16 protein-coding genes are annotated in these 19,765 nt (G+C 65.7%); 6 read left to right on the forward strand and 10 right to left on the reverse strand.

Annotation, left to right across the window (positions count from 1 at the left end; all coding sequences use genetic code 11):
• The first annotated feature begins 159 nt into the window (after positions 1-159).
• Positions 160-2,289 (forward strand): hypothetical protein, encoded by a 2,130-nt coding sequence (locus tag ACV229_RS18060; RefSeq protein WP_448084475.1) that lies wholly within the window; start codon positions 160-162, stop codon positions 2,287-2,289.
• Positions 2,290-2,394: 105 nt separating this feature from the next.
• On the opposite strand, the gene ahpF is transcribed toward ACV229_RS18060, so the two are convergent.
• The 4 genes from ahpF to ACV229_RS18080 form a co-directional block, all read right to left on the reverse strand.
• Positions 2,395-3,990, reverse strand: coding sequence for an alkyl hydroperoxide reductase subunit F (ahpF, locus tag ACV229_RS18065; RefSeq protein WP_448084476.1), 1,596 nt, complete (start codon positions 3,988-3,990; stop codon positions 2,395-2,397).
• Between the two features lie 116 nt (positions 3,991-4,106).
• Positions 4,107-4,670: an alkyl hydroperoxide reductase subunit C gene (ahpC, locus tag ACV229_RS18070; RefSeq protein WP_448084477.1), complete on the reverse strand. Its 564-nt coding sequence runs from the start codon at positions 4,668-4,670 to the stop codon at positions 4,107-4,109.
• A gap of 153 nt (positions 4,671-4,823) precedes the next feature.
• Positions 4,824-5,189: a PIN domain-containing protein gene (locus ACV229_RS18075; RefSeq protein WP_448084478.1), complete on the reverse strand. Its 366-nt coding sequence runs from the start codon at positions 5,187-5,189 to the stop codon at positions 4,824-4,826.
• Positions 5,183-5,401 carry a CopG family transcriptional regulator gene (locus tag ACV229_RS18080; protein ID WP_448084479.1) on the reverse strand — a complete coding sequence of 73 codons (219 nt, stop codon included), beginning with the start codon at positions 5,399-5,401 and terminating at the stop codon, positions 5,183-5,185. The genes ACV229_RS18075 and ACV229_RS18080 overlap by 7 nt, the downstream gene beginning before the upstream one ends.
• Positions 5,402-5,834: 433 nt before the next feature.
• On the opposite strand from ACV229_RS18080, the gene ACV229_RS18085 reads away from it, so the two are divergent.
• The 5 genes from ACV229_RS18085 (at position 5,835) to ACV229_RS18105 (ending at position 10,654) form a co-directional block, all read left to right on the forward strand.
• Positions 5,835-6,179: a hypothetical protein gene (locus ACV229_RS18085; RefSeq protein WP_448084480.1), complete on the forward strand. Its 345-nt coding sequence runs from the start codon at positions 5,835-5,837 to the stop codon at positions 6,177-6,179.
• Between the two features lie 354 nt (positions 6,180-6,533).
• Positions 6,534-8,894 (forward strand): TonB-dependent receptor, encoded by a 2,361-nt coding sequence (locus ACV229_RS18090; protein ID WP_448084481.1) that lies wholly within the window; start codon positions 6,534-6,536, stop codon positions 8,892-8,894.
• Between the two features lie 32 nt (positions 8,895-8,926).
• A complete protein-coding gene (locus tag ACV229_RS18095; protein WP_448084482.1) occupies positions 8,927-9,523 on the forward strand; it encodes a MotA/TolQ/ExbB proton channel family protein in 597 nt (198 codons plus the stop codon).
• Positions 9,520-9,918, forward strand: a complete 399-nt coding sequence (locus tag ACV229_RS18100; RefSeq protein ID WP_448084483.1) for an ExbD/TolR family protein — start codon at positions 9,520-9,522, stop codon at positions 9,916-9,918. The genes ACV229_RS18095 and ACV229_RS18100 overlap by 4 nt, the downstream gene beginning before the upstream one ends.
• On the forward strand, positions 9,839-10,654 hold the full coding sequence (locus ACV229_RS18105; protein WP_448084484.1) for a TonB family protein: 816 nt from the start codon (positions 9,839-9,841) through the stop codon (positions 10,652-10,654). Before ACV229_RS18100 ends, ACV229_RS18105 begins: the two co-directional genes overlap by 80 nt.
• On the opposite strand, the gene ACV229_RS18110 is transcribed toward ACV229_RS18105, so the two are convergent.
• The 6 genes from ACV229_RS18110 to pgaA all read right to left on the reverse strand — a co-directional run bounded on the left by ACV229_RS18110 (position 10,641) and on the right by pgaA (position 19,711).
• Positions 10,641-11,882, reverse strand: coding sequence for a hypothetical protein (locus ACV229_RS18110; RefSeq protein ID WP_448084485.1), 1,242 nt, complete (start codon positions 11,880-11,882; stop codon positions 10,641-10,643). The two genes, ACV229_RS18105 and ACV229_RS18110, sit on opposite strands and share 14 nt — an antisense overlap.
• Before the next feature lie 71 nt (positions 11,883-11,953).
• Positions 11,954-13,786 carry a glutamine--fructose-6-phosphate transaminase (isomerizing) gene (glmS, locus tag ACV229_RS18115; protein ID WP_448084486.1) on the reverse strand — a complete coding sequence of 611 codons (1,833 nt, stop codon included), beginning with the start codon at positions 13,784-13,786 and terminating at the stop codon, positions 11,954-11,956.
• Between the two features lie 56 nt (positions 13,787-13,842).
• On the reverse strand, positions 13,843-14,331 hold the full coding sequence (locus tag ACV229_RS18120) for a Biofilm PGA synthesis auxiliary protein PgaD (protein WP_448084487.1): 489 nt from the start codon (positions 14,329-14,331) through the stop codon (positions 13,843-13,845).
• Positions 14,309-15,583 carry a poly-beta-1,6-N-acetyl-D-glucosamine synthase gene (pgaC, locus tag ACV229_RS18125; RefSeq protein ID WP_448084488.1) on the reverse strand — a complete coding sequence of 425 codons (1,275 nt, stop codon included), beginning with the start codon at positions 15,581-15,583 and terminating at the stop codon, positions 14,309-14,311. The genes ACV229_RS18120 and pgaC overlap by 23 nt, the downstream gene beginning before the upstream one ends.
• Positions 15,580-17,670, reverse strand: a complete 2,091-nt coding sequence (gene pgaB, locus ACV229_RS18130; RefSeq protein ID WP_448084489.1) for a poly-beta-1,6-N-acetyl-D-glucosamine N-deacetylase PgaB — start codon at positions 17,668-17,670, stop codon at positions 15,580-15,582. Before pgaB ends, pgaC begins: the two co-directional genes overlap by 4 nt.
• Before the next feature lie 16 nt (positions 17,671-17,686).
• Positions 17,687-19,711 carry a poly-beta-1,6 N-acetyl-D-glucosamine export porin PgaA gene (pgaA, locus tag ACV229_RS18135; protein ID WP_448084490.1) on the reverse strand — a complete coding sequence of 675 codons (2,025 nt, stop codon included), beginning with the start codon at positions 19,709-19,711 and terminating at the stop codon, positions 17,687-17,689.
• Between the last annotated feature and the right edge of the window lie 54 nt (positions 19,712-19,765).

A 19,765-nucleotide genomic window follows, 5' to 3' on the forward strand; every position in this document is an offset into this window, starting at 1 on the left:
GATGCGTTGCGGGCTGCGAAGCCGTGCCGGTCATGCGGGGGCGCGCATCTGGCATGGCCTTTGCGCCGATCGGATTCTCGCGCACGTGGCGGGCGCCCCTGTTCGGCGATCTCGTCGCCGGCTGCCCTGCGCGGGCCGATGCGAGAACCGGGAGACGCAATGAACAAGAACGCAACGAGGCTGCTGCCGCGTCGCCGCTTCCTGGCGCGCAGTGCGGCATTGGCGCTGGGCAGCCGGTTTCCGGCGTGGTCGAGGGTGCTGCTGGTGACGCCGGCCGCGTTGAGTGCCGGTGCGCGCGACGCGTACGCCGCAGGCGGCTTCAGCGACTGGAGCCAGCATGCGCGTGCGGCCGACGCGTCGTTTGGCGCCGGCCCGGACGATTCGGAGCTGCAGGCGATCATTGCCGGCCTGGTCGCGCAGAACGTGAGCGTGGTGGAAACCGATACCACGCTGTCGAACTGGATGACCGACACCGATTTCAGTGCGGCGATGGCAGACGCCGCGCATTTCAACCAGATGGTTCACGCAGCCGGGCTGAAAGTCGTCTGGTATTACCCGTCGCTGGAGGTGATCAGCGTGGGCGGCGCGAACGGTCCGTCGATGTACAAGACGCACCCGGACTGGGTGCAGCTCGGCCTGAACGGCCAGCCGAACGTGTTCAACGGCAGTCTCGTGTTCTGGGTCGACCCCGGCGACGAGAGCGCGTGGATGAGCCCCAATGGCCCGTGGCGCCAGGCGTACCTCGATCGCATCAAGCTGCTCGCGCAGACCGGTACCGACGGGATCTGGCCCGACGTGCCGATCTACTTCAACGGCGCCGTGGACTGGAGCGACGCGTCGACTTGGGGCAAGGCGGCGTTCAAGGCGGATACCGGCCTCGACCTGCCCGCCGTGGCGGACTGGAACGATCCGTATTTCCGGCGCTGGGTCGAATGGCGGCACCGGAACCTGAGCAACTTCCAGCTCGACATCGCCGCTGCCGCGCGCGCGGTCAATCCCGCGATCCAGCTGTTCGTCGAGACGGTGACCTGCGATTACCACGATGCCACGCTGATCGGCCTGGACGGCGCGTACTTGCGCGCGGCCGACGGCATCACGCAGGTCTGGGAAATCGACGTGATGAGCAACAGCGACGCGATGCGCTACGCGCAGGAGAACGACTGGATCTGCCTGATCTCGATGTGCAAGTACGCGCGCGCCGCGAGCGGCGGCAAGCCGGCATGGTCGTTCAGTTACGGCAAGCAGGAGGACGATGCGGTGCAGGTGATGGCGGAAGTGCTCGCGGCGGGCTGCAATCCGTACGAAGTGCAGGTGCCCGGCAAGACCGTCGGCGTCGGCGCCGCGATGCGCACGCGGATGTATGCGTTCGTGCAGGCGAACAGCGCGCGCCTGTTCGATGCGGCGCCGCTCGCGAACGTCGCGCTCTACCATTCCAGCCCGAGTCGTGACTACGTGAATCCGGCGATCGGCAACGGGCTGTATTGCACGACGGCCCAGCCGAGCGGCGCGGCGGAGTGGTGGAGCACGTCCGACACGGACAGCTGCTATCAGCAGCAATGGCTCGGCGAGTACCGGGGCATGGTCAAGGCGCTCGTGCACGCGCATGTTCCATTTTCGGTCGTGACGAGCCCGGCCTTCAGCGCAGCCGACCTGACGGGGATCAAGGCGTTGCTGCTGCCCGATCTGGAGGCCGTCTCGGATAATGAGGCGACGCTCGTCCGGCAGTTCGTCAACGGCGGCGGCACGATCGTCATCACGGGTCCGAATCCGACCGGGCTCAACGAGTTCGGCGACGCGCGCGCGGATTTCGCGCTGGCCGACGTGCTCGGATTCCACAAGGGCGGGGCGTTGCCGGCCAGTGCGCAGGCAGCGTTCGGCGCCGGCCGCATGGTCTATTTCTCCGATCTTCCCGGCAAGCAATATCTGCTGAACGGATCGCAGGCGGATTCCGGCAGGATCGTCGGGGCGCTGGCCGGCACGGCCGTGCCGGTCGTCACGACGGACGCCGACCGCCGCATTCATGTCGAAGCGAATCAGCTCGGCAATGAAATGCTGCTGCATTTCACGAACTTCATGTTCACGGCGTCGGGGGCGTTTGGGGTGCAGACGACGACTTTCAACGTGTCGGCGACGCCGACGGGCGGCAAGCGCGTCACGGCCGTCAACGTCAGCTCGCCGGATAACAGCGACGCTTCGCTTCAGCCCGTGCAGTTCAGCACGAACGGCAACGTCGTCACGTTCGCGTTGAGTGTCAGGCAGTATTCGCTCGTCGTGCTGGGCCTCCAGTAGCGGCGAGCGCCCGTTGCAGCCGGAGGACGAAAAAGGACCCCGCACGCCGACCAGGGCATGCGGGGCCAAGAGAGACAACTTGCGTGCTTGCGTCGCTTTCGGACGTTATGCGGCGACCGCTTCCTCCGCTTGCGGCTGCGTTTCGGCTACCGCGACATCCTGCCGGATCAGATGGTCGAACGCGCCGAGCGATGCCTTCGCGCCTTCGCCGACCGCGATCACGATCTGCTTGAACGGCACCGTCGTCACGTCGCCGGCCGCGAACACGCCCGGCACCGACGTCGCGCCGCGCGCATCGACGACGATCTCGCCGTGCTTCGACAGTTCGACCGTGCCCTTCAGCCATTCGGTGTTCGGCACGAGGCCGATCTGCACGAACACGCCTTCGAGATCGATGCGCTTCACGTCGCCCGAGCGCAGGTCCTTGTAGACGAGGCCGTTCAGCTTGCTGCCGTCGCCGGTCAGCTCGGTGGTCTGCGCCTGCGTGACGACGGACACGTTCGGCAGGCTGCGCAGCTTGCGCTGCAGCACTTCGTCCGCGCGCAGTTGCGCGCCGTATTCGATCAGCGTGACTTCCTTCACGATGCCGGCGAGATCGATCGCCGCCTCGACGCCGGAGTTGCCGCCGCCGACCACCGCCACGCGCTTGCCCTTGAACAGCGGGCCGTCGCAGTGCGGGCAGTACGCGACGCCGCGGTTGCGGTATTCGCGCTCGCCCGGCACGTTGATTTCGCGCCAGCGTGCGCCCGTCGCGAGGACGATCGTCTTCGCTTTCAGCACCGCGCCGCTCGCGAGACGGATCTCGTGCACGGCGCCGGGAATCAGCGCTTCGGCGCGCTGCACGTCCATGATGTCGACGTCGTACTGCTTCACGTGCTGCTCGAGCGCGGTCGCGAACTTCGGCCCTTCGGTTTCCTGCACCGACACGAAGTTCTCGATCGCCATCGTGTCGAGCACCTGGCCGCCGAAGCGCTCGGCGACGACGCCGGTCGCAATGCCCTTGCGGGCCGAATAGATCGCGGCCGCCGCGCCCGCCGGGCCGCCGCCGACGATCAGCGTGTCGAACACGGGCTTGTTCTCGAGCGCCTTCGCCGCACGCGCGCTCGCGCCGGTATCGAGCTTCGCGAGGATTTCCTTCACGCTGCTGCGGCCCTGGCCGAACGTTTCGCCGTTCAGGAACATCGTCGGCACCGCCATGATCTGGCGCGCGTCGACTTCGTCCTGGAACAGCGCACCGTCGATCGCGACGTGACGAATGCGCGGGTTGATCAGCGCCATCACGTTCAGCGCCTGCACGACTTCCGGGCAGTTCTGGCACGACAGCGAGAAATATGTCTCGAATGCGTAGTCGCCTTCGAGGTCGCGGATCTGCTCGATCACCGCGTCGTCGAGCTTGATCGGATGGCCGCCCGTCTGCAGCAGCGCGAGCACCAGCGACGTGAATTCGTGACCCATCGGAATCCCGGCGAAGCGGACGCCGGCGGGCTTGCCCGGCTCGCCGATCGAGAACGACGGCTTGCGCTCGGTGTCGCCGCGGCGCTCGACTACGGTCACGCGCGGCGTCAGCGACGCAATCTCGTTCAACAGCGCGAGCAGCTCCTGCGACTTCGCGCCGTCGTCGAGCGACGCGACGAGTTCGATCGGGCGCGTGATCTTTTCCAGGTACGCTTTGAGTTGGTTCTTGAGATTGGCGTCGAGCATGGCGTTTCGGATTCCGTAATGATGATCAGGGTCGGGCAGGTCATGCCGGAGGAGGGGAGCGGACCGCATGGTGGCCCGCTGCGGTGCGCGTCACGCGACGCGCACGGTGCCGGTCGTCAGATCTTGCCGATCAGGTCGAGCGACGGCGTCAGTGTTTCGGCGCCGGGGGTCCACTTGGCCGGGCACACTTCACCCGGGTGCGCGGCGATGTATTGCGCGGCCTGCACCTTGCGCAGCAGTTCGCCCGCGTCGCGGCCGATGCCGTTGTCGTGGATCTCGCACAGCTTGATCTCGCCTTCCGGGTTGATCACGAACGTGCCGCGCAGCGCCATCCCTTCTTCCTCGATCAGCACGTCGAAGTTGCGCGACAGCGTGAGCGTCGGGTCGCCGATCATCGGGTACTTGATCTTGCCGATCGTGTCCGACGTGTCGTGCCAGGCCTTGTGCGTGAAATGCGTGTCGGTCGACACCGCGTAGATTTCGACACCCAGCTTCTGGAATTCCGCGTAGCGGTCGGCGAGGTCGCCCAGCTCGGTCGGGCAGACGAACGTGAAGTCGGCCGGGTAGAACACGACGACGGACCACTTGCCCTTGAAGTTCTCGTCGGAGACGGGCACGAATTCGCCGTGGTGGTATGCGGTTGCCTTGAACGGCTTGATTTGGGTGTTGATGATCGGCATCTTCAGCTTCCTTGCTCGTTGCGGTGTTGAATGAGGAAGCGCCAGTATCCGGGTTCACCCTGTGTTTGTGAAATTGCTTGTTTCAATCCGCGGCATCGGGAATTTCTATGCAGATCGCCGTATCCGCGTCGGTGATGCCCAAAGCGGTGCTCATCAGATCTGGTAGGGCACACGCACACCCGGCTCGGTGGCCGGGAAGTCCTTCGTGTTGCGCGATACGAGCAACAGACCGTTCACTTGTGCTGTTGCCCATACGATCGCGTCTGGCAGCCGAATGCGGCGCTCCTTGCGGATCGTCACGGCGCGGTTCGCGACCGTGCTGTCTAGCGGGATGACGTCGAACGACGAAAGCCATGCCCGAATTGCGGTTTCGTCATTGGCTGTCGTGCCGACCAGCACTTCCATCCACGTGATCGTGCTGATCGCGCGATAGTCGTAGTGTGTCAGTTCGGCTCGAGCGGACTCAACGCCGCCCAGATAATCGATCAGTATGTTGGTGTCGAATAACGCTTTTACCATTCCGAGCGCAGTTCCTCTTGATAGGCGAGTCCGTCTACAGCCCGGTTTTTCCAGATGCCAAATACGTCGTCGGCGAGCGACCGCTTGTGCTGCGAGATGTAGGCATCGACGGCGTCGCGAATGATCGCGGCGCGGGGGCGATGCTCAGTCTCGACGATGACGGCCAAGTCGTCGAGCTGGCCGTCCGACAGATCAACCAGAATGCGGCCCATTGCGCTCTCCTATATGTGATATGCATATCATATATACACGGAGTGACACGTGCAAGCTGGCCCGCCGGCGATGGTGCGCTACCTTCTGGCGCCCAATTGCGGTTCTGTTGCGGGAATTGTGCTTACCCCGCCCCCATGCACCGCACGCGCGCGCTGGTCGGGATGAGCTTCGTGCCGTGCGTCGACGGGCTGAGCCACGACGAGGCCGAGGCGATCACGCCGGAATGAGCGGCCGCGGCCACGGACGCGCTGCTGCGCGCCGTGTTGCGCAGCGCGCAGCAGGCGGACGGTTGATCGAGGGGGACGGCGGGTCGGACATCATCCGACCGGCCGTTTCCTCGGCATCCGGCCAGCCGTCGACGGGGCGAACACGCCGTCAGGCCACGTCCACCGGCCCGTGGTCGTCGCAATGATCGCCATGCGGATGATGGAGATGTCCGTCGACCAGATAATCGACGTGATCGCCATGCGGCACAGCTTCGTGCCCGCAACCAGGCCCGTGGACATGGCCGGCTTCATGGCCGGCGCAGCCCGGCGTGCACTGGTCCGGGTTCCTTGCGCTGACCTCGATCCTGTGTTCGTCGATGTGATCCCCGTGCGGATGGTGCAGATGACCATCATGCAGATAGTCGACGTGATTGCCATGCACGATGGCGGTGTGGCCGCAGCCCGGGCCATGCTGATGATCGTGCTGCGCATGATGGGGTTCGTTGCACGTGCTCATGCGTATCTCCTCGATCTGCAGCGTGGCGCAATGCCGCCAGCCCATTGGAGATAGTCTAGTTCTCGCAAACGGAGATTTCGACAACGCGATGCCGTTCGGTAACGCGCCGTCCGGCCGGTGTTCAATGTCGACAGACCGGGTGCGCGATCCGTGAAGGCGGCCGACAGGCGCGGACGACCGGCACAGCCCCGCTGCCGACAGGGACATTGTGCGGAGCGAATGCAATGTTATATCATCGCGGCGTCCGGCGCGACGCGCCCTTTCAGCGTGCTCATGCCGGTCAGAAGCCTTCCCGTCGACGGAAAAGGGCGCGCTGTAAGCGATATGTTATATCATATCGATTCCGGTTCGGCGCAATTTTTCAATGCGTTCCCGCGGGAAAAAGCGATCCCCACCCCGAACCGCACGATGAAAATCAATCGCTCACTGCTTTCCCAGGTCGCCATGCTGGCGTTTACCGCGGCCGCCCCTGCCGGTGCATTCGCCGCCGACGCCGGCGCCACGGTGGCCGGCACGGTGGCCGATGCCCACGGACACGCGCTCGCCCATGCCCGGATCGTGCTTCAGGATGCCGACGGCCACGCGGTCGCGCACGCCGAGTCCGGAGCCGACGGCGGCTTCCGGATCGACCACGTCGCCCCCGGCACTTACGCGGCAGTGGTCGACGCGCCCGGTTACGCGACGGGCACGAGCATCGCGACGGTGGCCGAAGGGCAGGCGAGCGCCGCGCTGGACGTCAAGCTCGGCAAGGACGCCGGCACGCTCGACGTCACCGTCAACGCGAAACGGCTCGACCGCGCGCGCAACGGGCTGCAGCCGGAAGTCGGCGCGAGCGTCTACCGGTTCTCGCAGGCCGACATCGACACGCTGCCGCAAGGCGACAACACGCCGCTCAACCAGGTGCTGCTGCAGGCGCCGGGCGTCGCTTACGATTCGTTCGGCCAGCTCCACGTGCGCGGCGATCACGCGAACCTGCAATACCGGCTGAACGGCATCATCATCCCCGAGCCGATCAGCGGCTTCGGCCAGTCGCTCGACACGCGGATCATCGAGCAGATGAATTTCGTGACCGGCGCGCTGCCCGCGCAATACGGCTATCGCACGGCCGGCGTGGTCGACATCCGCACGAAGTCGGGCGATACCGGCAACGGCGGCACGATCGACGTGTATGGCGGCAGCCACCAGACGATCCAGACGAGCGCCGACGTGTTCGGCTCGAGCGGCCCGTTCAGCTACTACTTCTCCGGCACGCTCGGCGAGAACAATCTCGGCATCGAGGCGCCGACGTCGAACGGCAATCCGCTGCACGACCACACGCGGCAGGGGAACGCGTTCGGCTACATGTCGTTGCTGCTGAATCCGCTCACGCGCGCGAGCCTGATGTTCGGCGCGACGAGCAATCGGTTCGAGATCCCGAACACGCCCGGGATCGCGCCCGCGTTCACGCTCAACGGCCAATCGACATTCGATTCGGCTGCGCTGAACGAGACGCAGGCGGAACTGAACAACTTCGCGGTGCTCGCGCTGCAGGGCACGAACGGCGGCGCGCTCGACTATCAGGTCGCGCTGTTCACGCGCTATACGCGCACGAAATTCAACGCTGATCCGGTCGGCGACCTGATCTTCAACGGCGTCGCATCCGACGATTTCCACAGCAATCGCGCGAACGGCGTCCAGACCGACTTCACGTACCGCCTGAACGATCGCCACACGCTGCGCGCGGGCCTGATGTTCGAGCGCGAGCATGCGGTGTTCGACAACGACGTCACCGTTTTCCCCGTCGACGCCAACGGCAACCCATTGACGGACCAGCCAACCACGATCCCGGATTCGCACGACAAGACCGGCTATCTGTTCAGCCTCTACGCGCAGGACGAGTGGAAGATCACGCCGAAGCTGACGCTGAACTACGGGCTGCGCTACGACCGCATGAACGAATACGTGCAGGCCGGCCAGCTGAGTCCGCGTATCGGCGTCGTCTATCAGGCGACCGAGTCGACGACGCTGCACGCGGGGTACGCGCGCTATTTCACGCCGCCGGCGTTCGAGCTCGTGTCGGATTCGACGATCGGCAACTTCGCCGGGACGACGAACCAGAGCCCGAGCGCGCAGAACGATCCGGTCAAGCCCGAACGCAGCCACTATTTCGATATCGGCATCACGCAGCGGCTCACGTCCGCGGTGACCGTCGGACTCGACGCGTACTACAAGAAGGTGTCGGACCTGCTCGACGAAGGCCAGTTCGGCAATGCGCTGATCTTCACGCCGTTCAACTATCAGGACGGCCGCGTGTACGGGCTCGAGTTCACGTCGAGCTACAAGCAGGGCAACGTGTCCGCGTACCTGAACGTCGCGTACAGCCGCGCGCAGGGCAAGAACATCGAATCCGCGCAGTTCAACTTCACGCCCGACGAACTCGCGTACATCGCGAACAACTGGGTCTACCTCGATCACGACCAGCGCATCACCGCGTCGTTCGGCGGCGCGTACACGCTCGGCAGGACGACGTTCAGCGCCGACGGCATCGTCGGCAGCGGCCTGCGGCGGGGCTTCGCGAACACCGACCGCCTGCCGTGGTACGCGCAGATCAATCTCGGCGTGCTCGAGCGTTTCGAGGAGCCGATCGTCGGCCAGTTCGATGCGCGCGTGTCGCTCGTCAACACGTTCGGCCGCGTCTACGAGTTGCGTGACGGCTCGGGCATCGGCGTCGGCGCGCCGCAGTACGGCCCGCGGCGCGCGATCTATGCGGGATTGACCAAACACTTCTGATTGCCGGTTGCCGGCTTGCACGAGGCCACACGATGAATGAATGGGCAGGTTTCGCCGACGCGTTGCGCATCGGCGGCTGGGTCGTCTATCCGCTGAGCGTGCTCGCGATCGTCGCGCTCGCCATCATGCTGGATCGCGCGTACACGTTCTGGCGCTTCGCCGGCGGGGGCGGGCGAGGCGGCGCGTCGCGCACGTTGCCGGACGGACACGTGATGCGGCGGCTCGCCGCGATCTTCAACGACGGCGCGGCGCCGCTGTGGCACGTCGAAGCGAAGGTCGATGCGGCCGCGCAGCAGATCGAGCGCGACATGAGCCGCGGCCTGTGGCTGCTCGAGACGATCGTCACCGCCGCGCCGCTGCTCGGCTTGCTCGGCACGATCGTCGGCATGATGCGATCGTTCCGGCTGATCGGCGGCGACGGGCTCGTGAGTCCCGCGGGCGTGTCGGGCGGCATCGCGCAAGCGCTCGTCGCGACCGCGATCGGCCTCGTGATCGCGCTGGTCGCACTGTTCGCGTTCAACTATTTCTCGCGTCGCGTCGACAGGCTGATGGACGAGCTCGAATCGTTCGCAAACGAACGGCTCGCCGAATTGCGCCTTGCGCGCGAGCGCGCGGGAGCGGTGTCATGAAACTGCGCCGCTCCCGCACGTCGAAACGCGGCCGCATCGAAATCATCCCGATGATCGACGTGATGTTCTTCCTGCTCGCGACGTTCATGCTGACGTCGCTCGCGATGCAGCGCCTCGACGCGGTCGGCATCGACCTGCCGCGCGGGCACGCGCAGCAGCTGCAGGCGGACCGGCCCGTGACGCTGTCGGTGAACCGGGCGAACCAGATCTTCATCGACCGGCAGCCGGTGCCGCTCGCGCGCGTCGGCGACGCCGTCGCGCACGGGCTCGGACGCCATCACGACATCGTGATCGCGGCGGATGACGGCGCGGCGCATGGCGTCGTCGTCCAGGCGATGCTCGAAGCGAAGCGGGCCGGGGCAGAGCATTTTCTCGTCGCGGTCCATCGTGATTAGACGCGGTTCGATGTCGGGCACGCTACCGGAGCGGAACGGGGGCCGGCTCGCGGTGGCGATCGTGCTTGCCGCCGCGATCTGGGGCGCGTTCCTCGTCAATGCGATGCGGCTGTTCTCGGGCAACGAGCTGGCGCCGCGTGCGCCGGAGAACATTCAGATGCAGTTGGTCGAATTGCCGCCGCCCGCGCCACCCGTTCAGGCTGCGCCACCCGCGACGCACGCGGAACCGAAAGCGGCGCCTTTGCGCAGCGTCCCGCCGAAGCCGGTGCCGGTACGGCAAGCGCCGCCGCCGGTCCGGCCTGCCACGCCCGTGAAGCGGATCGAGGCGACGCCGCCGCACGATGCGCAACCGGTGCAGCAACCGGGCGCGCCGACACCATCGCAAGCGTCGCATGCGGCGCCCGACGAGGCGCGGGCCGCGTCCGCGACGCACGCGGAATCCGCCGCGACGCATTCGACTGCGTCGGGCAGCGCCCAGGCGCGCTTGCTGTCGCAGCCGCTGCCCGTGCTGCCCGACGATCTGCGTGAACAGGGCTATCAGGCCGTCGCGGTCGCACGCTTTCTCGTTCACGCGGACGGCACGTTCGATATCGACCTCGTCAAGCCGACGCCGAACCCCCGGCTCAATCAGATCCTGCTCGAAACGCTGCGCCGATGGCGCTTTTTCCCCGCAATGGATAACGGTCGTCCTGTCGAGAGCCGGCAGGACGTGCGTGTGCATTTCAACGTGGACTGATCCCGGCCGAACAGGCTTCTTCCGAATCGGCCAGCGCAGTCGCCTCTCCCGGTTCGAAATCGGCCTCCCGTGCGCCCGCCGGTGTCAGCGACACGAAATGCATCGTCGTATCGCCGACCGGAAAACCGGCGATCCCGGTCGCGCCCCACGGAATCGGCGAGCGCTGTACGCCGCGCACGGCGATCCTGTCGGCCGACAGGTCCAGCGACAGAAGCCGCCCGTCGCGGGTCGGCACATACGCGCTGGCGCCGGCGACGCCGATGCCCGATTCGCGCACCGTCGCCGGCAGGCAATCCAGCGTCGCCGTGCGGCGGCCGTCCTGGTCGATCAGCATCGCGACGCCGCGGTCGTCCGCCGTTGTGGCGACGACGACGTAGCGGTCGATCGCGGGCACGTAGGCCACCGAGTAGACGTAGTACTGAATGGCGTCGCTCAACGCGCCGAGCTTGTCGAGCTTCGCCGTCGCCGGATCGAACAGCGCATAGTCGAGCGTCGCGTTCGTGCTGTCCGTGATGAACTTCTGCCAGACCAGCAGTGCCTTGTGCGACGAGCCCGCGATCACGGGCCACCATTCGCGGCTGTGCGGCGCGACGGACACGTGGTTCAGCATCCGCCCGGCTGCATCGTACGTCTTCAGGTAGACACCGCCGCCGGTGCCGAGGTTGTCGACGCCGCCGCCGTCGACCCAGTCGGCGGAATAGAAAACGACGAAGCGCTCGCCGACGGCGGCGACGTGTCCCGAGTGCCCGCCCGACTCGACGTCGTTCGGGTAGGGCTTGACCGGCTTCAGGTTGCGTCGATAGACGCCGTACCGCTGGCTGACTTCCTGCGGCGCGTTCCAGCCGTCCTCGAACGTGACGAAGATGTCGCCGCGATCGTTCTGCGCGACCGACACCGGCTCCTGCGCTTCGGGCCGGCTGATGAACGTGCGGACATGCATCATGTGCGCGTTGCCGGGCGACCATTCGCCGACGTAGACGTCATGCGGCCAGTTGCCGTCGGGCAACGCGCCGCGCGGCGGGAGGCCCGAGCTGCTGAAGAAGATCCAGCGCTTGCCGTTGCCGGCGTCGGCCACGCCCACGCCATGCATGAAGCGACGCGGATCCCCGGTGTTCAGCTGTTGCGAAGAAGGTGGGGGCGCGGGCTTGTGCCGGGCCGCGGCAGCCGCGTGCGCGCTTTGGGACGCCAGACCCGGCGCAACGGCGAGACAGCAGGCGATGCAGGCCATCGCCGCGACGGATCGAAAGGCTTTTCGTCTGCGCTGGTTCGATCCTCCGATGACCTGCGCCGGCTGACGCGTCATTCGACGGTCACCGATTTCGCGAGGTTGCGCGGCTTGTCGACGTCGGCGCCGCGCGCGCAGCCGACGTGATACGCGAGCAGCTGCAACGGCACCACGTGCATGATCGGCGCCAGCGCATCGCCCGGTTCGCGCAGCCGGATCACGCGCGTGTCGTCGGCGGCGTCGATGTCGAGATGGCTGCCCGCGAGCACGTAGAGCCGCCCGCCGCGCGCCCGCACTTCGGCCATGTTGGACTTCAGTTTCTGGAACAGGCGATCGTCCGGCGCAATCGTGACGACCGGCATCGCGCGTGTCACGAGCGCGAGCGGGCCGTGCTTCAGTTCACCTGCCGGATAGCCTTCGGCGTGGATATACGACACCTCCTTGAGCTTCAGCGCGCCCTCCATCGCGATCGGGAAATGAATCCCGCGCCCGAGGAACAGCGCATTCTCCATCCGCATGAAGTCGGCCGCCCAGCCCATGATCTGGGGCTCCAGCGCGAGCGCATGGCCGATGCGCGCCGGCAGTTCGCGCAGTTGCTGCAGGTATGTCGCCGCGCGCGCGGCATCGAGCCTGCCGCGCAGCTGCGCGAGCGTCACCGTCAGCAGGAACAGCGCGACCAGCTGCGTCGTGAACGCCTTCGTCGACGCGACGCCCAGTTCGATGCCTGCCTGGGTCAGGAAGCGAAGCTGTGCATTGCGCGCGATCGTGCTCGTCGGCACGTTGCACATCGCCATCGACAGGTCCTGCCCGAGTCGATGGGCGTGCTCGATCGCGCCGATCGTATCGGCGGTCTCGCCCGATTGCGAGATGCCGACGACGAGCGTGCGCGGATCGGCCACGGATTCCCGGTAACGGTATTCGCTGGCGATCTCGACCTGCGCCGGCACGCCCGCGATGCCCTCGATCCAGTATTTCGCCGTGAGCCCCGCGTAATAGCTGGTGCCGCAGCCGAGCAGCAGCACGCTTCTCACGCGCGAAAGCAGCGCCTGCGCTTCACCGGCGGGACCGAACAACGCAGGTCCGATCGTGTCGATGCCGGCCAGCGTGCTGCCGATCGCCTTCGGCTGTTCGAAGATTTCCTTCTGCATGAAGTGCTGGAACGGACCGAGGCCGGCATCGCTGTCGCGCGCCTTGACCTCGCACAGCGGCCGTTTCGCTTCGCGCCCGAGTGCGTCGGCGATCCGGATGCGCTCCGGCGTGATCAACGCGACGTCGCCGTCCTCGAGGTAGATGAAGTGGTCGGTCAGGTCGCCGAGCGCCGCGCAGTCGGACGCGAGGTAGTTCTGCTGCGCGCCGATGCCGATCACGAGCGGCGAGCCGGCGCGCGCGGCGACCAGGTGCTGCGGCTCGCGCGCACTCAGCACCGCGATCGCATAGGCGCCGCGCAGGCGCTTGACCGCGCGAACGACAGCGCCGAACAGGTCGTCGCGATCGTCGTCGTATTCGCCGTGAATCAGATGGGCGATCACCTCCGTGTCGGTCTCGCCGCGAAAGGTATAGCCGCGCTGCTGCAGTTCCGCCTTCAGCGCCTCGTGGTTTTCGATGATGCCGTTGTGAACGACGGCGATCGTGTCGCCCGACATGATCGGATGCGCGTTCGTTTCCGACGGCGCGCCGTGGGTGGCCCAGCGTGTATGGGCGATGCAGGTTCCCGCTTCGAGGCCGAGCGCCATCACCCGGTGCTGCAGGTCCGTCACGCGGCTCAGCGTGCGTTCGCTGCGAATGCGTCCGCCGCTTTGCAGCGCGATCCCGCACGAGTCGTAGCCGCGATATTCGAGCCGGCTCAGCGCCTTGACCAGTTGCGGCACCTGATTGTTCCGGCCACTTGCTCCGACGATTCCGCACATATGTCACCTCGTCCAGAAGAAGTTATCGATGCAATGCCGGCGCGCAGCCTGGCAGCCTATTTGCCGGACTGCGGCGCCCTTTGGGTCTTCCATTCGATCCCGGAAATCATGCCGTTCGCGTCATGCGACGCGATGAGAATGCGCGACGACTGTTTCCCGGCAGGGCGGCGAGCGTTGATTAGCGAGGCCGCGGGTCCCGGCCGCGCCTTGAGGTGGGCCGAGCGCCGCAGCATCTTCGACACGCGCAGCCGGTAGGCGAGCGGATGCACGACGCGCCCGGCGATCAGCCACGTGAACAGCACGCCGGCCATGACCGAAATGCATGTCACGTAGAAGATCAGTTGCTCGATCGGCATCTCGGCCTGATTGAACGGCAGCAGGTAGCGGTACGTATAGATGCAGATCGACGCCCAGACCGCACCGACCAGCGACGGCCGCACGAGGCGGAACCACACGATCTGCACGGTTCCGACGATGACGCCGTGGTCGACGATCATCCGGCGCGGCGAACGGAGAGAAAGGTCAATAATCGGCGCGTTCTTCATGTTGAATTCCTCGGTCGGGACTGATCCATACGGCCCGCTTGCCGCGGCCTCGCAGCAGGGTGGCGGGCAGGGCGACGACGGTGGTGACCATGCTGATCAGCCAGAAGGCCACCGGATACCAGACGGTGTCCAGGAAATACATCAGGAGTTTTTCGTCGTAACGCCGGTCGATCATGCAGCCGACGATCAGTTGCAGCACGCAGGTCGCCACCAGCAGCATGCCGTGCCAGTGCGGGACGACCGATACGTGCCACTCCGTCGGCAGCGGACGGAAGAGACCGATGAACGCGAGCAGCAGGATGAACGACATCGAGTAGGCCCAGGCGATGCCGATCAGGTACTCGACGAACAGCGGCCACATCATCATCCGCGCGGGGCTGGCGACGGTGCCCGCATACTTGAGCAGCACCTGGATGCCGCCCTTGGCCCAGCGCAGCCGCTGGCGGTAGAGCCCCTTGAGCGTCTCCGGCATCAGGATCCAGCTGAGCGCGTGCGGTTCGTACACGACACGCCAGTCGCGGCACTGCAGCTTCCAGCTGATGTCGATGTCCTCGGTCAGCATGTCCGTGCTCCAGTAGCCGACATCGGCGAGCGCGGTCTTGCGGAACATCGTGATGACCCCGGAGACCGTGAAGATGCGGCCGTACACCTGCTGCGTGCGCTTGATCAGGCCGACGATCGACGAGAATTCGCCGACCTGCATGCGGCCGAGCAGCGACGTGCGCGTGCGGATGCGCGGGTTGCCGGTTACCGCGCCGACGCCGGGATCGGTGATGAAGTGCTCGAGCATCCATTCGATCGCGTCGTGCGCGAGCAGCGAATCGCCGTCGATGCCGAGCAGGTACTCCGCGTTCGACACGGCCGCCGCGGTCGTGAGGCCGACCGCCTTGCCTTCGTTGTGCGCGTGATGGATGACGAGCAGCCGCGGTATCGTGGTGGCCAGCTCGTTGAGGATGGCGCCGGTGCGGTCCTTGCTCCCGTCGTTGACCGCAATGATGTCGTAGTTCGGATAGTCCATGCCGTTCAGGTGCTCGATCACGCTTCGCGCGTTCGCCTCTTCGTTGAAGCAGGGCACGACGATCGAGACCTTCGGCATGCCGCTCGACGCAATCGTTCGTCTCGACAGCTCGCGCCCGTCTTCGAGCAGGAAGAAATGCACGACGCCGCCTATCATCCACAGATACGACATGAAGAACGGGTAATAGAAGACGAAATCCTGCAGGCGCTGGATGAAATCGTGTGTCGTCGTCATTGTGCCGGCGCTCCCTTGTGCTTCTGCATGTTCATCAGCGCGTTGATCGACGTCGGATCGAGACGGGACTTGAGCGACATCACGTCGCGCATCGCTTCGAGACTCGGCTCGTTGCGCAGGAAATTGTCCGGGTAGTAGCCGAAATTCACCGCGCCGCGGCCGCGCAGCCGATGCATCTGCGCAAGCAGCGTGCTGGCCGGAATATCCGCGCGCGCGTGCCAGTCGTACGACTGCAATTCGAAGATGGTTTTCGCCAATCCACGCTGCTTGGCGGCGACAACGTCGACGAGCTGGTCCAGCCAGCGCTCGGGATTCGATGCCTGCTCCATGTACGGCATCGCCATCAGCGCGACGAAGTCGTATGCGTTCAGGAAATCGTCGTAGTTTTGCGCATACCACGCTTCGGATTCGGGATTCAGCACCGGTTGCGCGAAGATGTTGCGCGCGGTCAGCACGTCGCCCTCGTTCTGGTTCGCAAGGACGATTTGTGTCAGCTGCCGCGTCAGGTCCATCAGGTAGCGCGTCTTCTGCCGCGTCCAGCGGTTCATCAGCTCCTTCGACGCGCGAATCTGTCCGATGTCGCGCGGCAACCCCCATTGCGCATACATCTGCAGCGCGTGCTTGCCCGCATCCTCGTAGTCGTCCAGCACAGCGTCGTCGCTGAACAGGATGCCGCTGAACGACGTGTATTTGCCGAGATCCTCGTAGATCTGCTCGATCATCAGCCGCGCGTTCGGATCGAACGGGCTCAGCCGAAAACCGCGTGTCCCGTTCTCGCGCGCCGGCGCGCCGCCATAGGCGCTGACCGCTTCGATCGCATGGCGCTTTTCCGGCGGCGGACGAAACGCGAGCACCGGCATCCATGCGTAGACCTGAACGTTGGAGCGCGTATTGAGCTGCCACGCGGCGCGCGAGAAGAGGTCGGCCCGCATCGGCAGGTGCCGGTTCGGGAAATAGACGGACTCCGCGATGCCGGTGCCCTTCGGATCGGCATACGCTTGCAGGTAGACCGATTTCGGCTGCATCCGGTAGATGCGCTCGATGAGCACGCCGAGGTTCTTTTCCTGCTGCGCCGGGTTCGGGTCGTAGACCTGGTCGAGATCGACCTGCACGACGCGTTCGACGGAGCCGACGTCGCCGCGGTTGGTCGCCGGCTCGCGCATCGAGCGCTCGAACCCGCCGATATCGACGTCGTACATCATCAGGATTCGTCGCAAGCGGTCGAGCGGCACGTCCGGCGTATTCGGCCCGGCATCGAGACTGAACTGGATATCCATGCCGAGCGATGTCGAGATCCTGCGCACCGGCTGGTTTTCCGCGCCATACGGCCAGACCATCGAGCGCGCGACCACGCCCGTGCGATCGTGGATCTGCCGGATGCAGGTCTGCAGGTCGTTGCGAATCCGCGTCTCGAATTCCACATCGGTTTCATAGCGCTTCTCCTCGTCCAGGTAGAGGTGCGACGTGGTCGCGGGCAGTTGATTGCCCTGCGGATTGGCGGTTGCGCCATGGTGCAGGTTGTGCGTATGGCATGCGAGCTCGACCAGCTCTGACGAACCGACCTGCCGCACTTCGTCCCATGACATGAAGTAATCGCGCGGCATTTCGATCTTGTCGCTGATGCGGATCGGCGTATCGGCCGGCGTGTCGATCCACGCGGTGACGATGCCCATCACCGCCGGATACCGGAAGCGCTTCAGCAGCGGCAGCACTTTCGAATAGTGGCTCCGGTAGCCGTCGTCGAACGTGAGCAGCACGGCGCGCGGCGGCAGCGGCTTGCCGCCGTGCCGCGACGCCTCGATCTGCTTGACGGTCACCGGGTGATAGTTGTTGCTGTCGATCCATGAAAACACCGCGGTCAGCGTGCCGGTATCGATGGCATAGGGGTCGATCATCGTGGACGTGGCGAACGTCGACAGCAGGTTGTCGCGGACGTCATGCATGCAGATCACGCGAAACGTCTTGCCGTCGGCGGGATCCGACGGCGGCAGCAGGTCGATCAGCTTCGCATTCGTCACGCCCGGAAACAGCGAGCATGCGGCGAAGGCGCCGACACATCCACACATGAAGGTCCGTCTCGATTGCATTGCCTGACTCCCGGTTCTAGAACGGCAGGTTGAGCGACAGGTAGCCCGTTTCCGAGCGCTCCCGCGTGCCGTCGTAAGCATGGCTGGCGACTTCGATGCCGTAGGTCAGCGTGATGTCGTGCTTGAATGTCCACGCGTGCTCGAGCCGCGCGCTCCACAGCGCGCTCGTGCCGAACCCGCGCTCGTTGTACGCGCCGCCCGACGCGAAGATGCGCTGTTGCAACGACATGTCGCCCTTTTTCCACATCGTCCATTGGTGCATGACGGTCGCCGCGATCGCATAGTCGCGTCCCGGGCTGAAGTAAGGGGTGTCCTGTTTCGAGTTGCTGTCGGTACCGAGATTCAGCGATACGTTGACCAGTTGGTTCGCGGACGTGAACACGCGCTGCGTGCCGGTCGCCGCAATTTCCTGGTGCAGGTTCGTGTCGCTGTAGCGGCTCACGCCGTAGCTCAAGCTGACCTCGCGACGGTCGTTCTGGCGCCACTTCACCTCGACATTCGCGGATTTGCCCCAGATGTGCGCGACATAGGCTTTCCACGGCAGCGTGTTGTCGTTGCTGTCGAGCGCGCCGGACACCGTCCAGTAATCGTCGAGGTTGTAGGTGACGGAGCCGCGGCCGCCGGTCCGCCCGTCCTGGCCGAACGAGCGGGTGACCTCGCCCTGCACGGTGAACGGCCCGTGCCGGTAGTCGCCGCCCACGCCCGTGCGCGTGCGGCTGATGTTGCCGACATCGGTTTGCGCATGGCCGTAGAACGTATGGGAAAACACCCGCCAGTTGTCCGCGAACGGCTGCGAGTAGAGATAGGTATCCGACGTGAACTCGTTGTCCGCCAGCGCGCTGTTGCCGTGCTCGTAGTTCAGGTCCGTGGTCAGCACCGGGCTGCGGTACGCGTTGTAGTCGCGCTTGAACGAGCGAACCGCGCCGCTGTCCGGGAACGTGTTGTCGAGGGTCTGGTCGACCTTGCGCGCGGTCGCGTAGTCGTCCGCCACGAGCGCCGCACGACCGAGCCCGGCGAGGACTTCGACGCTGTCCGGGTGGTCGGTCAGCGATGCGTTGTACATCCCCATGGCCTGGCGCGGGTGCGACTGGCCCGATACGGCGTCGGCATGCGCGGCGCGTACCTCGGAGTTGAACGGCACTTCCTTCTCGAGCTTTTCGAGCGCGGCGATTCCTTCGTCGACCCTGCCGGTATAGATCAGGTACTGCGCGCGCAGCCGGTAATAGCGCAGGTAGTCGTCGCCTGCCTGATCCCACGGATGCACCTGCTCGGCAGCGGGCAGCGATTTGCCCATGTCGTCGAGCACGTTGCTCGCATCCTGCGCGCGCCCCTGGTCGACATACGACCAGAACAACCCTTCGCGCAATTCGATCGGACGCGTGTGTGCGCCGTACTGGAAGCCGCGCGTCGCGTGATCGGCCGTCGACGCGCTGGCCTGCGTCAGTGCGCGCTGATAGGCCGCCATCGCTTTACCCGGTTCGTTCAGGTAAAGGTACGCGTCGCCGACGCCCGCCAGCGCATCGATCGAGACTTCCGCGTCGGGGGGGATCGTTTCGAACGTCGCCACTGCCTTGCGCATGTCGCCCCGCGCGGCGTACGCAACCGTGCGATCGCCTGCGAGCGCCGTCCTGACCGGCGAGTACTCGGGCGTGATCGGCATTTTCTTGTCGAGATCGTCCGCGCTTCGCAGCGCGGTGTCGATCCCGTCGAAGCGATCGGGGCTCGACATCGAACGGGCCTTGTCGCGTCCGCCGCGCACCTGCTGGCGAATCGCGAGTTCCTCGAGCTGGGCGAGATCGAGCGCGGTGAAAACGTCGGGCCGGGCTTTTGCCTCGTCGAGCGCCTTGACGGCGCCGCCGCCCGTGGCGAGACCGAACACTTCGGCGCGCACCGATGCTGCATCGGCTGGCTGCGTGCCCGACGGTCCCGGGGCCTCGGCGGACTTGGCTGCTTCGGCGACCTCTGCGACCTCGCCGGATCGGGTTGATTCGACGTCGCCTTCAGCGGCGATGCATGTGCCGGATGCAATGAGCAGCAGCATCAGCGGAGCTCGAACGAGCATCCGCCGATTGGGCGGGATGGTAGTGAATCTGCG

The sequence above is a fragment of the Burkholderia sp. MR1-5-21 genome (assembly GCF_053427715.1).

What these genes read in the sequence shown, in the direction of transcription:
- ACV229_RS18060 (WP_448084475.1), top strand. Translation starts at nt 160, where the DNA reads ATGAACAAGAACGCAACGAGGCTGCTGCCGCGTCGCCGCTTCCTGGCG.
- ahpF (WP_448084476.1), bottom strand. Translation starts at nt 3,990, where the DNA reads ATGCTCGACGCCAATCTCAAGAACCAACTCAAAGCGTACCTGGAAAAG.
- ahpC (WP_448084477.1), bottom strand. Translation starts at nt 4,670, where the DNA reads ATGCCGATCATCAACACCCAAATCAAGCCGTTCAAGGCAACCGCATAC.
- ACV229_RS18075 (WP_448084478.1), bottom strand. Translation starts at nt 5,189, where the DNA reads ATGGTAAAAGCGTTATTCGACACCAACATACTGATCGATTATCTGGGC.
- ACV229_RS18080 (WP_448084479.1), bottom strand. Translation starts at nt 5,401, where the DNA reads ATGGGCCGCATTCTGGTTGATCTGTCGGACGGCCAGCTCGACGACTTG.
- ACV229_RS18085 (WP_448084480.1), top strand. Translation starts at nt 5,835, where the DNA reads ATGTCCGTCGACCAGATAATCGACGTGATCGCCATGCGGCACAGCTTC.
- ACV229_RS18090 (WP_448084481.1), top strand. Translation starts at nt 6,534, where the DNA reads ATGAAAATCAATCGCTCACTGCTTTCCCAGGTCGCCATGCTGGCGTTT.
- ACV229_RS18095 (WP_448084482.1), top strand. Translation starts at nt 8,927, where the DNA reads ATGAATGAATGGGCAGGTTTCGCCGACGCGTTGCGCATCGGCGGCTGG.
- ACV229_RS18100 (WP_448084483.1), top strand. Translation starts at nt 9,520, where the DNA reads ATGAAACTGCGCCGCTCCCGCACGTCGAAACGCGGCCGCATCGAAATC.
- ACV229_RS18105 (WP_448084484.1), top strand. Translation starts at nt 9,839, where the DNA reads ATGGCGTCGTCGTCCAGGCGATGCTCGAAGCGAAGCGGGCCGGGGCAG.
- ACV229_RS18110 (WP_448084485.1), bottom strand. Translation starts at nt 11,882, where the DNA reads ATGGCCTGCATCGCCTGCTGTCTCGCCGTTGCGCCGGGTCTGGCGTCC.
- glmS (WP_448084486.1), bottom strand. Translation starts at nt 13,786, where the DNA reads ATGTGCGGAATCGTCGGAGCAAGTGGCCGGAACAATCAGGTGCCGCAA.
- ACV229_RS18120 (WP_448084487.1), bottom strand. Translation starts at nt 14,331, where the DNA reads ATGAAGAACGCGCCGATTATTGACCTTTCTCTCCGTTCGCCGCGCCGG.
- pgaC (WP_448084488.1), bottom strand. Translation starts at nt 15,583, where the DNA reads ATGACGACGACACACGATTTCATCCAGCGCCTGCAGGATTTCGTCTTC.
- pgaB (WP_448084489.1), bottom strand. Translation starts at nt 17,670, where the DNA reads ATGCAATCGAGACGGACCTTCATGTGTGGATGTGTCGGCGCCTTCGCC.
- pgaA (WP_448084490.1), bottom strand. Translation starts at nt 19,711, where the DNA reads ATGCTGCTGCTCATTGCATCCGGCACATGCATCGCCGCTGAAGGCGAC.